The sequence below is a fragment of the Streptomyces sp. NPDC000878 genome, from assembly GCF_053599695.1.
On record NZ_JBSFMT010000094.1, the window covers coordinates 1 to 13,345 of the forward strand.

10 protein-coding genes are annotated in these 13,345 nt (G+C 69.0%); 6 read left to right on the forward strand and 4 right to left on the reverse strand.

Annotated elements, in window-relative coordinates; translation table 11 throughout:
• Positions 1-161: 161 nt before the first annotated feature.
• On the reverse strand, positions 162-1,850 hold the full coding sequence (locus tag ACWDR4_RS44540) for an MFS transporter (RefSeq protein WP_450417209.1): 1,689 nt from the start codon (positions 1,848-1,850) through the stop codon (positions 162-164).
• Between the two features lie 152 nt (positions 1,851-2,002).
• Here ACWDR4_RS44540 and ACWDR4_RS44545 point away from each other — a divergent pair, with 152 nt between their 5' ends.
• Positions 2,003-2,620 carry a TetR/AcrR family transcriptional regulator gene (locus ACWDR4_RS44545; RefSeq protein ID WP_450417211.1) on the forward strand — a complete coding sequence of 206 codons (618 nt, stop codon included), beginning with the start codon at positions 2,003-2,005 and terminating at the stop codon, positions 2,618-2,620.
• Positions 2,621-3,049: 429 nt separating this feature from the next.
• Here the strand turns inward: ACWDR4_RS44545 and ACWDR4_RS44550 are convergent, their stop codons facing one another.
• Positions 3,050-4,477: a cation:dicarboxylate symporter family transporter gene (locus ACWDR4_RS44550; protein ID WP_450417242.1), complete on the reverse strand. Its 1,428-nt coding sequence runs from the start codon at positions 4,475-4,477 to the stop codon at positions 3,050-3,052.
• Positions 4,478-4,712: 235 nt separating this feature from the next.
• Between ACWDR4_RS44550 and ACWDR4_RS44555 the strand changes: the two genes are divergently transcribed.
• Together ACWDR4_RS44555 and ACWDR4_RS44560 are read left to right on the forward strand one after the other, a co-directional pair.
• Positions 4,713-6,680, forward strand: coding sequence for a sensor histidine kinase (locus tag ACWDR4_RS44555; RefSeq protein WP_450417213.1), 1,968 nt, complete (start codon positions 4,713-4,715; stop codon positions 6,678-6,680).
• The gene (locus ACWDR4_RS44560) at positions 6,677-7,393 is read left to right on the forward strand and encodes a response regulator (protein ID WP_450417214.1); all 717 of its coding nucleotides are present in this window, start codon (positions 6,677-6,679) and stop codon (positions 7,391-7,393) included. Before ACWDR4_RS44555 ends, ACWDR4_RS44560 begins: the two co-directional genes overlap by 4 nt.
• A 16-nt stretch (positions 7,394-7,409) precedes the next feature.
• Here the strand turns inward: ACWDR4_RS44560 and ACWDR4_RS44565 are convergent, their stop codons facing one another.
• The gene (locus tag ACWDR4_RS44565; protein ID WP_450417216.1) at positions 7,410-7,961 is read right to left on the reverse strand and encodes a hypothetical protein; all 552 of its coding nucleotides are present in this window, start codon (positions 7,959-7,961) and stop codon (positions 7,410-7,412) included.
• An 84-nt stretch (positions 7,962-8,045) separates the two neighbouring features.
• Between ACWDR4_RS44565 and ACWDR4_RS44570 the strand changes: the two genes are divergently transcribed.
• Genes ACWDR4_RS44570 through ACWDR4_RS44580 form a run of 3 tightly spaced genes read left to right on the forward strand, consistent with a single transcriptional unit; the run spans position 8,046 to position 11,162 of the window.
• Positions 8,046-9,446: an extracellular solute-binding protein gene (locus tag ACWDR4_RS44570; protein WP_450417218.1), complete on the forward strand. Its 1,401-nt coding sequence runs from the start codon at positions 8,046-8,048 to the stop codon at positions 9,444-9,446.
• A complete protein-coding gene (locus tag ACWDR4_RS44575) occupies positions 9,443-10,321 on the forward strand; it encodes a carbohydrate ABC transporter permease (protein WP_450417220.1) in 879 nt (292 codons plus the stop codon). Before ACWDR4_RS44570 ends, ACWDR4_RS44575 begins: the two co-directional genes overlap by 4 nt.
• A 1-nt stretch (position 10,322) precedes the next feature.
• Positions 10,323-11,162, forward strand: coding sequence for a carbohydrate ABC transporter permease (locus ACWDR4_RS44580; RefSeq protein WP_450417221.1), 840 nt, complete (start codon positions 10,323-10,325; stop codon positions 11,160-11,162).
• A 15-nt stretch (positions 11,163-11,177) separates the two neighbouring features.
• Here the strand turns inward: ACWDR4_RS44580 and ACWDR4_RS44585 are convergent, their stop codons facing one another.
• Positions 11,178-13,289 carry a tetratricopeptide repeat protein gene (locus tag ACWDR4_RS44585; protein ID WP_450417223.1) on the reverse strand — a complete coding sequence of 704 codons (2,112 nt, stop codon included), beginning with the start codon at positions 13,287-13,289 and terminating at the stop codon, positions 11,178-11,180.
• Between the last annotated feature and the right edge of the window lie 56 nt (positions 13,290-13,345).

Here is a 13,345-nt window from a genome sequence, read left to right on the forward strand (position 1 = left end):
GCTGAACGGGCCTTGTTCTCGAACGTCGGCCGGCACCCCCACTCAGCCCGTCCGGCGTTTGAGGACAAGGCCCGTTCAGGGCCGTAGCGGGGGTCTGGGGGCGCAGCCCCCAGGAACGGGATGGGACGGGTAGGGGCGGCGGGGGCGAAGAAACACAGCCCTCACCGCCCTGCCCCCACCAACTCCGCCCCCTCCTCGGACCCCTCCCCTTCCGTCTCCTCCGACTGCCCCCTCCCCGGCAGCAGGAAGGCCACCAGCACAGTCCCCACCCCCAGAATCACCGCCCCGATCAGACTCGTGTGAGCCACCGCGTCCGAGAAGGACGAACCGACCGCGTCCGCCATCTGACGTGCCCCCTGGGCGAGTTGGGTGGCCTGTGCCTTCAACTCGGCCGCCTGCTCGGGCGTCCCCGAACTCGCGGCCCGCGCCGCGACCCCCTGAGCCTGCTCACCGATCGCCTGGGCCACCTGATACCCCGCACCCACCGAATCCTGCGCCTGCTCAAGGGCGCTCGCAGGCAGCTTGCTGCCGGTTGTCGCGTCGGTCAGATGAGAGGCGTACGACGTCGAGAGCAACGAACCGAGGACCGCGATGCCGAGCGAGCCGCCCAGCTCCAGCGAGGTGTCGTTCACCGCACCGCCGACGCCCAGTTGGGACTCGGGGAACGCCCCCATGATCGCGTCCGTGCACGGCGAGAGCGCGAGGCCGATCGCGAGGCCGAGGACGACGAGAGGGGCGACGAAATCCCCGTACGACGAACCGGAGTCGACCTGCGAGAGCAGTGCGAGGGCCGCCGTACCGCCGACCATGCCTGCCGTGACCGTGACCTTCATGCCGATGCGCGGGGTGAGGTAGCCGGTGAGGGCGGAGCCGACGAAGACCGCGCCGGCGAGGGGCAGCATCCGCAGACCGGTGTCCAGGGCGTCGTAGCCGAGGACGAACTGAAGGTGCTGAGTGAGGTAGTAGAACGCGCCGAAGACCGCCAGGAAGAACAGGGCGACCGCGAGGTTCGAGCCCGCGAACCGGCGCTGGGTGAAGCGGCGTACGTCGAGGACCGGGCGCGGGTGGCGCAGCTCCCAGACCACGAAGAGGACCAGGCCCAGCCCCGCCGCGACCGCCGCCGTGATCGCCTTGACGCCCCAGCCGAAGTGCGGCCCCTCGATGATCATGTACACGAGCGCGGCGATCCACACCACCGACAGCAGCCCGCCGACGTAGTCGATCCGGTCGTGGTGGCCGGCCTTGGACGGCGGTACGAGGACGAAGGCGCCGATGATGGCGAGGATCACGATCGGCACGTTGATCAGGAACGTGGACGCCCAGCCGTGGTTCTCCAGCAGCGCGCCCGCGACCAGCGGACCGGCCGCGATGGCGAGTCCGGCAGTGGCGGTCCACAGGGTGATCGCCTTGGCGCGTTCGGCGCGCGGGAAGGTCGCGGCGAGGAGGGAGAGCGTCGCGGGCATGATCAGCGCGGCGCCGACACCCATGACGGCACGGGCCGCGATGACTCCGGTGCCGCTGTCGACCAGTGAACCGGCGATCGCCCCTCCCCCGAAGACGACCAGCCCGAGCACGAGCGCCCCGCGCCGGCTGTACTTGTCGCCGATCGCACCGAGCAGCAGCATCAGGGCCGCGTACGGGACGGTGTAGCCGTCTATGACCCACTGGAGGTCGGCGCTGGAGAGGCCCAGGTCCTGGGTCATGTCGGGCGCGGCGACGGTGAGTGCGGTGTTCGCCATCACGATGATCAGCAGGCTGAGGCAGAGCACGAGGAGCGCCCACCAGCGCCGGGCGTAGGGGCGGTCCATTCTCTCGACGGGTTCCGTACTGACGAGTCGTCCGAGTCGCATGGATCGCATGGCTACGGGTCGCCTTCCTCGCTGGCTTGACTGGTGTGACTGGTTTGCCGTTGATCGTTTTGCACAGCGCCGTGCAGTTGCACAGCGATGTGCAATCTACTCCGCTGCACAGTGCTGTGCAAATAAAAGGAGAGGGAGGCACAATGTCAGCCATGACCACGGGCACCAGCAGCCGCGCCGACGCCAACCGCCACCGCATACTCGACGTCGCCCTCGCCGAGCTGTTGCGCGACCCCGACGCCTCGATGGACCAGATCGCGCGCGCCGCAGGTGTCGTACGACGGACTGTGTACGGGCATTTCCCCAGCCGGGAGGCGCTGATCAGCACGCTGCTCGACGGCGCCGTCGAGGCGGTGGCCGCCGCGCACGCCGAGGGGCGCGCGGGTGCCGGGGACCCGGCGGAGTGCGTGGCCCGGACCACGCTCGCCGTCTGGCAGGTCGCCGACCGCTACCGCATCCTCGTCGGGCTCGCCCAGCGCAGCGTCACCGTGCAGGGCATCCGCGACCGGTTCACGCCGGTCCGCGAGACCTGTGTCGAGGTGCTCCGGCAGGGCCTGGAGGAGGGCGCGTTCAGCTCACCGCTGCCGGCGCCGGCACTGGCGTACGTGCACGAGCAGATGCTGTTCGCGCTGATGGAGGCGGTGAACGACGGGCTCCTGGCGGCGGAGGAGGCGGGCCGCTCCGCCGCGGTCACCCTGCTGACCACGGCGGGCGTACCCGCCTCGCGAGCGACCGAGCTGGTGGCCGAGCTGAGCGACTGAGACGGCGGCCGACCGACGCGGTACCGGTACCCGTATCGGTATCGGAAACGGAAATGGCCGAGCGGCCAGGCCTCGGGGGAGTGCCTGGCCGCTCGGCGTTTTTCGGGGTTCTGGGGACCCTGGCGGACCTGCCGGGGTGCCCCAGACCGGGTGGCTGGACTACAGGGGGAGTGTCCAGCCGCCCGGAGTTGGTTTCCGGGGTTCTGTTGCCGCGCTTGGCACGCTTGGCGTGCTCGGCAGTCTGTCGTCGTTCTCGGCGATCTCAGCGGGGCTGGTGGGCCGCGATGCCGTGCCGCCGGTGAAGCGGTGGGGGCCGGTCCTCCGTAAAGGCGGCTGACCGGGCGGCTGAGAGACGGGGGGTCGTCTCAGCCGCCCGGAGTCAACGAGTGCCGGAGTCGACGGGCGCAGGAGTCGACGGGCGGGTCAGGACTAGGCCTTGGCCAGTTCCTTCTCGCCGCCCTGGCCGGGGACGTCCGCCGCGGCGTCGTCGTCCGGGTGGAAGCCGTCGTTCTCGTCGATGAGCGTCTTCTCGTCGAACGGGTACCGGCCGCCGAGGACCTCCGCGACGCGCTCCTTGTCGATCTCGTTGGTCCAGGTGCCGATCAGGACCGTGGCGACCGCGTTGCCCGCGAAGTTCGTGAGGGCGCGGGCCTCGCTCATGAAGCGGTCGATGCCGACGATCAGGCCGAGACCGTCCACCAGGGCGGGCTTGTGCGACTGGAGGCCGCCGGCCAGGGTCGCGAGACCGGCGCCGGTGACACCCGCCGCGCCCTTCGAGGCGACGAGCAGGAAGAGCAGGAGCGGGATCTGCTCACTGACCGACATCGGCGTACCCATGGCGTCGGCGATGAACAGGGACGCCATGGTCATGTAGATCATGGTGCCGTCGAGGTTGAACGAGTAGCCGGTCGGGACGGTGATGCCGACCACCGGCTTGCTGACGCCCAGGTGCTCCATCTTCGCGATGAGGCGCGGCAGCGCCGACTCGGAGGACGAGGTCGAGAGGATCAGCAGGAACTCGCGGCCCAGGTACTTGAAGAGCGAGAGGACGTTGAGGCCCGTGAAGATCTTCAGCAGCGCACCGAGCACGATGAAGACGAAGAGGAAACAGGTGAGGTAGAAGGACAGCATCAGTACGGCGAGCTGCTTGAGCGCGTCGACACCGGCGGACCCGGTCACCGCGGCCATGGCACCGAACGCACCGATGGGCGCGGCCCACATCACCATGCCGAGGATGCGGAAGACGAGCCGCTGGATGTGCTCGACGCCGCGCAGGATCGGCGCACCGGTGGAGCCCATGGCCTGGATCGCGAACCCGGCGAGCAGCGCGATGAGCAGCGTCTGGAGGACCTCGCCGCCGGTGAAGGCGGAGACGAACGTGGTCGGGATGATCCCGAGGAGGAACTCGGTGGTGTCCTTGGCCTCGGCCGAGACCTGCGCCTGGCCGGTCTCCTTGACTGCGTCGGTCAGCGCGAGGCCGGTGCCCGGCTCGATGAGGTTGCCGACGACCAGGCCGATGCCCAGCGCGACGAACGACATGACCACGAAGTAGCCGAGCGCGATGCCGCCTACCTTGCCGACCTTGGCGGCCTTCCGTACCGAACCGATACCGAGCACGATCGTGCAGAAGATGATCGGCGAGATCATCATCTTGATCAGGTTGACGAAGCCGGTACCGATCGGCTTCAGCTCGACCGCGAAGTCGGGGGCGATGAGACCCACGGCGATACCGGCGGCCACCGCGGCGATGACCGCGATGTAGAGGTAGTGGGTACGGTCCCGCTTGGCGGCGGGTGCGGCAGGTGCCGTTGGAGATGAGGTGGCCACGGCTGCCCTCCTTGACGTCGTCGTCGGCATCACCGGCGTGCGGCTCACGTCCGGGGGATGGGGAGAAAGTTGTGCTGGGGATGCTGGGGATGCTGGGGATCTGGTGGTGCTTCGGGGGCCGCGAGCGGCGACCGAAACGGGCCAAGACCCGTCCATCGCGTCCCTGATCGCGTCCCTGCGATGCGGTGACTATCTCCCGGCTTGTGAGGGCGGTCACCCTTCCGTTCATTTAGTTCACGCTTATAAGGAGAGGCAGACTGACAGCATGCGTTTCCCCCGCGTTCCCGGACCCCGCAGCCTGGCCGGCCAGCTCTTCGCGATGCAGGCCGTGCTGATAGCTGTCGTGGTGGCTGGATATGCGCTGTTCACGTACGTCAGTGACCGCAGCCAGGCCGAGGACGCGGCGGGCCGCCAGGCGATGGCCGTAGCTCGTTCGGTCGCGGACGCCCCCTCGGTGCGCGAGGCGATCCGTACCGCTCCGAATCCGACGACACTGCTCCAGCCGTACGCCCTCCAGGTGCAGCGCGACACGGACGTGGACTTCGTCACGATCATGGACCCGGAGGGCATCCGCTGGACCCACCCCGACGAGGACCAGATCGGTCAGCGCTTCCTCGGGCACCGGGAGCGCGCGCTGCGCGGCGAGTCGTTCACGGAGACCTTCTCCGGGACGCTCGGCCCGTCCGTCCGCGCGGTCACCCCGATCCACGACGGTGACCGGATCGTCGGACTGGTCAGCGCGGGCATCCGGGTCGAGGAGATCAGCGCCCGGGTCCAGGACCAGGTCACGGCGCTGTTCGGGGTCGCGGCGGGCGCGCTGGCGCTGGGCGCGGTCGGCACGTACGTCATCAACGCGCGCCTGCGCCGCCATACGCACGGGATGAACGCGGCCGAGCTGAGCCGCATGCACGACTACCACCAGGCCGCCCTGCACGCCGTACGCGAGGGGCTGCTGATGCTGGACGGGCAGTACAAGGTGGCGCTGATGAACGACGGCGGGCGGGAGCTGCTGGGCGTCTCCGGCGAGGGGGAGGTCGTCGGGCGGTCCGTGGCCGCGCTGGGGCTGCCCGCGCCGCTGACGGGAGCGCTGCTGTCGGCCGAGCCGCGCGTCGACGAGGTGCATCTGACGGCGGACCGGGTGCTGGTCGTCAACACGTCGCCGGTGTCGAGCGGCGAGCGCCGAGGCACGGTGGTGACGCTGCGCGACGTAACGGAACTCCAGTCCTTGATGGGCGAGTTGGACTCCGAGCGGGGCTTCACACAGGCGCTGCGCTCACAGGCGCACGAGGCCGCGAACCGGCTCCACACGGTCGTGTCGTTGATCGAGCTGGACCGGGCGGAGGAGGCCGTGGACTTCGCGACCGCCGAGCTGGAGCTGGCCCAGGCGCTCACCGACCAGGTGGTCGCGGCGGTCAGCGAGCCGGTGCTCGCGGCCCTGCTGCTCGGCAAGACGGCGCAGGCGAACGAGCGGGGCGTGGAGCTGGTGGTGTCGGAGGAGAGCTGCCTCGACGACGGCCTCCTCCCCGACACACTGCCCTCCCGCGACCTGGTCACCATCCTGGGCAACCTCATCGACAACGCGGTGGACGCGGCCCAGGGAGGCGTGGGGGCGTCGCGGGTGACGGTGACGGCCCTCACGGAGGACTCCCTGCTGGTGCTGCGGGTCTCCGACACGGGCACGGGCGTCGACCCGGCCCACACGGAGGCGGTCTTCCAGCGCGGCTTCACCACCAAGCCGGCGGGGCCGGGCGGTCGCGGTCTGGGGCTCGCGCTCGTACGGCAGGCGGTGGCCCGGCACGAGGGCACGCTGACAGTGGCCGAGGCGACGGGAGGCGGGGCGGAGTTCGAGGTGCGGCTGCCGTTGCCTAAGGTTGCGGCGCCGACGGTGGCCGCCTCGGCGGTGAGCGCACCCGCGGTGGCTGGGGTTACTGGGTCCGCGGTGGCTCCGGTGACTGGGCTCGCGGGGACTGCGGGGACTGGGCTCGCGGTGGGCTCATCAGCGGCGACTGCGGTGGGCTCGGGAAACGCTTCGGGGCGTCAGGCCCCCGACGGCTCCGCTGCCCCCGCCAAGCCTGCTGACCCCGCCGGGTCCGCTGCCCCCGCCAAGTCCTCCGACCTCACCGAACAGACCGAACCCGCTGAGCCGACCAAACCCGCCGGGCCTGCCGCACCCGCCGAGCCGACCAATCCCACCGAGCCTGCCGAGCCCGCCTTGCCTGGAGGGGACGTATGACCGACCCCAGAGACACGAAACACAGAGACACGACGACCGACCCCATCCGCGTTCTCGTCGTGGAGGACGACCCGGTCGCCGCCGACGCGCACGTCATGTACGTGGGCCGGGTGCCCGGGTTCACGGCCGTCGGCAAGGCGCACACGGGCACGGAGGCGCGGCGCGCGCTGGACCGTACGCCCGTGGACCTGCTCCTCCTCGACCTGCATCTGCCGGACGGGCACGGGCTGCAGCTGGCCCGCTCGCTCCGGGCGGCCGGCTACCACGCGGACGTCATCGCTGTGACGTCGGCGCGGGACCTGGCGGTGGTGCGGGAGGGGGTGTCGCTGGGCGTCGTCCAGTACGTACTCAAACCCTTCACCTTCGCGACCCTGCGGGACCGGCTGATCCGGTACGCCGAGTACCACGCGGCGGCGGGCGAGGCGAGCGGCCAGGACGAGGTCGACCGCGCACTGGCGAGCCTGCGCGCCCCGGGCCCCGCCGCCCTCCCCAAGGGCCTGAGCGCCCCCACCCTGGAACGGGTCACGGTGACCCTCCGGGCCAGCACCGAGGGGCTCACCGCGGCCGGGGTCGCCGAGGAGGTCGGCATCTCGCGCATCACGGCCCGGCGTTACCTGGAACACCTGGTGGACGCGGGGCGGGCGGCGCGGGCCCCGCAGTACGGGCAGGTGGGGCGGCCGGAGTTGCAGTACCGGTGGGTGCGGGGGCAGTAGTAGCAGGAGGAGGGGCTCAGGAGTTGGGGCGGGCGTAGGCCACGACCTGGGCGGCGAGCCCGGCGACGCCGATCGCCTCGACGACGGACAGCACGAGGAGTCCGGCACTGATGTCGCCGGCGCCCCAGTAGACGGAGAGGCCGGCGAGCGGCACGACACAGAAGGCGAGCAGATCCACGGCGAGCTGGACGGCTTTGCGGGAGCGGCGCCGGGCGTCGGAGCGGTGGGCGGCCTCCCAGCCGAAAGCGCTCTGTTCCGAGGCGAGTTGGGCGAGGAGGCCGAGCCGGGGACCCAACTCCTCCCTCACATACGTACCGATCGCGGAGATCTTCTGGTCGTTGATGAGGTACGTCCAGCCGAGGACGACGCACACGGGCGGCAGGGCGAGCAGCATGACGGGCTGCCCGGCCTGCGCGGCAGCCGCGAGGACGGCGGCGACGACGGTGAGGGTGACGTAGAGAAGGTTGTCCCGGAAGCCGATACGGGTCTTCTGCTCGTCCTTGAGGACCGTGTACTCGGTGAGCAGGAGCTGCCCGAGGGTGACGCCTGATTCCGGAGACTCCGGCACGGTTCTTCCTTCCCATGGCCACGCGGGCTTACGTTCACCGAGCAGCCATACAGGCCATACAGGCTTTCAGGCCAGTAGGAGGTCGTGCTCGTGCGCCCCACCGCAGCCCGCACAACTACCCCATTATCCCTGCTCGTTGCCGCCACCCTCACCCTCGCCGCCGGTTCCCTGACGGCCTGCGGCGGAAGCTCCGGCAGCGATCCGGACACGGTGAGGATCTCCTTCAAGCAGTCGACGGACAACTCCATCAAGGTGATGGACACGTATCTCGCGGACATCAAGAAGCAGTTCGAGGAGGCCAACCCCGGCAAGAAGGCGGAGTTGGTCCCGATCAAGGCCCCGGACTCGGAGTACTACACCAAGGTCCAGCAGATGCTCCGCTCCCCCAAGACGGCCCCCGACCTGGTCTACGAGGACACGTTCCTCATCAACTCGGACATCACCAGCGGGTACTTGAGACCCCTGGACTCCTACCTCGCCAAGTGGCCGGACTGGAACCGGTTCATCGACACCGCGAAGACGGCGGCCAAGGCGGAGGACGGCAAGACGTACGGCGTGCCGGACGGCACGGACACGAGGGGTCTGTGGTTCGACAAGGGCATCTTCGCGAAGGCGGGCCTTCCGTCCGACTGGCAGCCGAAGACATGGGAGGAGGTCCTGTCGGCGGCCCGCACGATCAAGGAGAAGGTGCCGGACGTCATCCCCCTGAACGTCTACACGGGCAAGCCGGTGGGCGAGGGTGCCACCATGCAGGGCTTCGAGATGCTGCTGTACGGAACGGGGAGCGAGGGCGCTCCGGACCCCCTGTACGACGCCTCCTCGAAGAAGTGGATCGCAGGGAGCCAGGCCTTCAAGGACGCCCTGACGTTCGTCGAAACGGTGTACAAGGAGAAGCTGGGCCCGGACGTGTCCGATGCCCTCGACCTCAACATCGGCACCCGGGTACGCGGCGAACTGCTCCCCCAGGGCAAGCTGGGCATCAACCTCGACGGTTCCTGGCTCCCCCAGGACTGGCTGCCGGGCAGCGGTCACGAATGGCCCGAGTGGTCACAGAAGTTGGGCCTCGCCGCGATGCCGACACAGAACGGCCAGGCGCCGGGCAAGGTGAGCATGTCGGGCGGCTGGACGTGGGCGATCCCGTCAAAGGCGAGCAACCCCGACCTGGCCTTCGAGTTCATCAAAACGATGCAGACGAAGGCGAACGCCCAGAAGTGGTACGTGGCCAACTCGGGCATCGCGGTGCGGGAGGACGTAGCGGCGGACCCGTCCTACGTCGACGCCCAACCCGGCATCAAGTTCTTCACGGACCTGGTGGCGAGCACGCACTACCGCCCGGCGTATCCGGCGTACCCGAAGGTCTCGACGGCCATCCAGGAGGCGATGGAGGGCGTGACGACGGGCGACGCGTCGGTGGAGGAGGCGGCGAGCGCGTACGACGAGGCGCTGAAGTCGGCGACGGGCGACCAGGTGGTAGAGAAGCCGTGAGGGCAACGGGACGTTCCCTGTCCCGAACGCTGACCCGGACGCTTCCGGTCACTCCGGCGGTGATCCTGCTGCTCCTCTTCCTCGCGGGCCCGATCGCGTACTGCGTCTACATCGCGTTCACGGACCTCCAGTTGACGGGTCAGGCGGAGTCGTCGTTCGTAGGCTTCGAGAACTTCCGTACGGCGTTCAAGGACGAGGCGTTCCTGAACGCCGTATGGCTGACCCTCGTGTTCACGGTCCTGTCGTCGCTGGTGGGCCAGAACACGCTCGGCCTGGCACTGGCGGCGCTGATGCAGCGGGCGTCGAAGCCGGTGCGGACGCTGGTGGGCGGGATCGTGATCACGGCGTGGGTGCTGCCGGAGGTGGTGGCGGGTTTCCTGCTGTACGCCTTCTTCAGGCGGGAGGGCACCCTGAACGCGATCCTGGACTGGCTCCATCTCCCCTCCCAGAACTGGCTGTTCACGCTGCCGATCCTGGCGGTGTCGTTCGCGAACGTGTGGCGTGGTACGGCGTTCTCGATGCTGGTGTATTCGGCGGCGCTGAACGAGATCCCGAAGGAGATCACGGAGGCGGCGGAGGTGGACGGCGCGGGCGGCTGGCGCCGCCTATGGCACATCACACTGCCGATGATCCGCCGCTCGATCGGCACGAACCTGATGCTGAACACGTTGCAGACTCTTTCGGTGTTCGGCCTGATCTGGGTGATGACGAGAGGCGGCCCGGGAAACAGAAGCCAGACGCTCCCCCTGTTCATGTACGAACAGGCCTTCCAGAAAAGCATGATCGGGTACGGCACGGCTGTGGCGTTGCTGCTGCTGGTGGTGGGCTCGCTGTTCTCGGTGGTTTATATGCGGCTGCTGCGGACGGAGGTGTGAGGTGACCACTGTCCTGAAGTCCCGTCGCAGGAGCCGCCGGTTGGCGGCGGACGCGGGTCTGCTGGCGGTGGCTGCCGCTTTCGTCCTCCCGTTGGCGTGGGTGGTCCTCTCGGCTCTGGACCCGCACGCGGACCTGCGGGTGAAGGCCCCCGACGGCCTGACGCTGGACAACTTCGACGCGGTATTAACCCCCGAGATCACCTTCACCCCGCTCCTCAACAGCCTGATCCTGTGCGGGAGTGCGACGCTGCTGACGGTGGTGTGCGCGGCGCTCGCGGCCTACCCCTTGTCCCGCTTCCGCTCGCGCTTCAACCGCCCGTTCCTCCTGACGATCCTGTTCGCGACGAGCCTGCCGATCACGGCGATCATGGTGCCGGTGTACGCGCTGTTCGTCCAGGTGAACCTGATCGACACGATGCAGGGCACGATCCTCTTCTTCGCGGCGTCCCAACTCCCGTTCGCCATCTGGCTGATGAAGAACTTCATGGACGGCGTCCCGAAGGAACTGGAGGAGGCGGCGTGGACGGACGGGGCGTCGGCGTTCCAGTCCCTGGTACGGATCGTGCTGCCGCTGATGGGGCCGGGGGTGGCGGTGGTGACGGTGTTCTCGTTCGTGGTGATGTGGGGGAACTTCTTCGTGCCGTTCATGTTGCTGCTTACGCCGGATCAGATGCCGGCGAGCGTGAGCATCAATGATTTCTTCGGGAATCGGGGGACGGTTGTTTATGGGCAGTTGGCTGCGTTTTCGGTTATTTATTCGACGCCGGTGATTTTGTTGTATGTGGTGGTGGCGCGGCGGTTGGGTGGGGGGTTTGCGTTGGGTGGAGCGGTTAAGGGGTGAGGGGCCGGGCGGCTGCTATTGCTGCTCCTCGGCCCAGGTACGGGCCTGGTCGGCTTCGGCTGTGGCGTCGGCCCAGGTGAAGGCAACAGCAGCCTGTAGCCAGCAAGCGCGGGCCTCAGTCGGGCGGCCGCTGCCCTTGTGGACGAGAGCAAGGTTCTGGAAGGCCTGGCCTGTCCCATACCAGTCATCGAACTCCCGGAAGATTTCCAGCACCTTGCTGTAGACCTCAATCGCTTCTTCCCCCCGGCCATCCCTAAACAAGGCGATGCCGAGGTTGTTCCATGCACCGGCTCCGCGGTGGCGGTCTCCCACAGCCTCATAGAGGTCGTGGGCGCGGATGTGGGCCTCGATCGCCTCCGTCACTTGCCCCACATCCCCCAGAGCGTTGCCGAGGTTGTTCCACACGTCGGCCTCAGAGTGGCGATCCCCGACGGCCTGATACACATCCCGGGCTCGGGTATAGGCATCGATCGCCTCCGTCACTTGGCCCACCATCCGCTGGGCGTTGCCGAGGTTGTTCCACGCTGTGGCCTCAGAGTGGCGATCCCCGACGGCCTGATACACATCCCGGGCTCGGGTATGGGCTTCGATCGCCTCCGTCACTTGCCCCGCTGCCTGCTGGGCGTTGCCAAGGTTGTTCCACACCATTGCCTCGGCCGTACGGTCCCCGGTGCGGCGAGCGGCCTCCAGTGCAGCCCAGCCAACTGTGACAGCGTCGTCGACGTACCGCCGCCAGTCCAGGTAGACCGCGAGGTGTACGGCCAACTGCACCACCGCGCCCGCATGCCGCTCCCGATTCGCCCACCCGACCGCCGCCACCAAAGCCGGGCGCTCACCGTCAAACCACTCCAACGCCTCCCTCCGGCCCACGAACCGCCCCGGCACCGGCATCCCCTGAAACCAACGCAACCAGTCATCGGCCGCATCCGCCCAGGCGCAATAAAGGTCCAGCACCCGTTCCCGAGCAGCTTCCCCTTCCTCCGCCAACCCCTCATCCCCTGCCACCACGCCCGCCCCGTACACCCGCACCAAGTCATGCAATCGCCAGCGGCAGCGCTCGTTCCCCCGCTCGACGAGATGCGCGCGGACGAGTGCCTCCAGTGCCCGGACCGGAGGAGCATCCGCCCCAACAAGCGCAGCGACGACCTCGTTGCTTACATTGGGCCCCGGCGCCAGAGCCAGCAGGCGCAGCAGGCGGGCCTGCTCACCTGGCAACCGTCTGTACGACAAGTCGAAAGCCGCCCGGACGCTGCGCTCACCGTCGTCGAGATGATCGAGCCGATCGCGGGACTCGGCGAGTTCGGCGACGAGTTCGGCGACCGACCTGTCACGGTCCACCACAAGCAGGGCCGCCGCAATCTGGAGGGCTAGCGGCAGGTGCCCGCAGAGGGCCGCAAGGCATGCGACCCTCTCCGGGGCATCCGTAGCCCGGCTGTCAGTAGGGCGGGCGATCCGCAGTGCGCGGCCCAGGAGGGCATACGCCTCCTCTGGTGTCAGCTCGCCCAACGCCAGTAGTCGCGCACCCAGTTGGGGCAGCCGGTCACGGGAGGTGACCAGCAGCCGGTGCCCCTCGCCGCCAGGAAGCAGGGGCCGTACCTGGGCGGGCGAAGACGCATTGTCGGCCAGGACCAGCACAGGCCCCTTCTCCCGGGCACGGTCGACGAGAACCGAGCGGTAGAGCGCACCGCGTGCGTCCAGCCCGGCCGGGATGTGCTCCGGCTCCGTCCCCAGCGCACGCAGCAGCGCCTCCAGCGCCTGATCCCCCGTGACGGGTTCCTCGTCGTACCCGTGCAGGTCGACGAAGAGCACCCCGCCCGGAAACCAGCCCTTCGCACACGCCTCGTACCCCGCCTGTACGGCGAGGGCGGTCTTGCCGATGCCACCGAGCCCGGAGACCGCCGCGACGACCACCGCCTCCGGCCCGCCATCAGACGCGGCCGGGTCGAACGCATCCAACAGCTCCCGGAGTTCAGCCTCCCGCCCGGTGAAACCGACGGCCCGTGCAGGAAGGGCATCCAGCGCACTCGGCGCCGGCGCATGCTCGCGGTAGACCGCCTTCGCCGTCACCGAACCCGAAACGCTCGCACCCCGCAGGTCGATGTGATCCCCGTCGTACTCGGTCGCCATCGTGCCGCCCGTCCCCCGTGCCGCCTTTGCACATCGCGTGACATAACGGTACGCCC

Coding starts and splice junctions, on each gene's coding strand:
- ACWDR4_RS44540 (WP_450417209.1), bottom strand. CDS start 1,850: ATGCGACTCGGACGACTCGTCAGTACGGAACCCGTCGAGAGAATGGAC.
- ACWDR4_RS44545 (WP_450417211.1), top strand. CDS start 2,003: ATGTCAGCCATGACCACGGGCACCAGCAGCCGCGCCGACGCCAACCGC.
- ACWDR4_RS44550 (WP_450417242.1), bottom strand. CDS start 4,477: ATGCCGACGACGACGTCAAGGAGGGCAGCCGTGGCCACCTCATCTCCA.
- ACWDR4_RS44555 (WP_450417213.1), top strand. CDS start 4,713: ATGCGTTTCCCCCGCGTTCCCGGACCCCGCAGCCTGGCCGGCCAGCTC.
- ACWDR4_RS44560 (WP_450417214.1), top strand. CDS start 6,677: ATGACCGACCCCAGAGACACGAAACACAGAGACACGACGACCGACCCC.
- ACWDR4_RS44585 (WP_450417223.1), bottom strand. CDS start 13,289: ATGGCGACCGAGTACGACGGGGATCACATCGACCTGCGGGGTGCGAGC.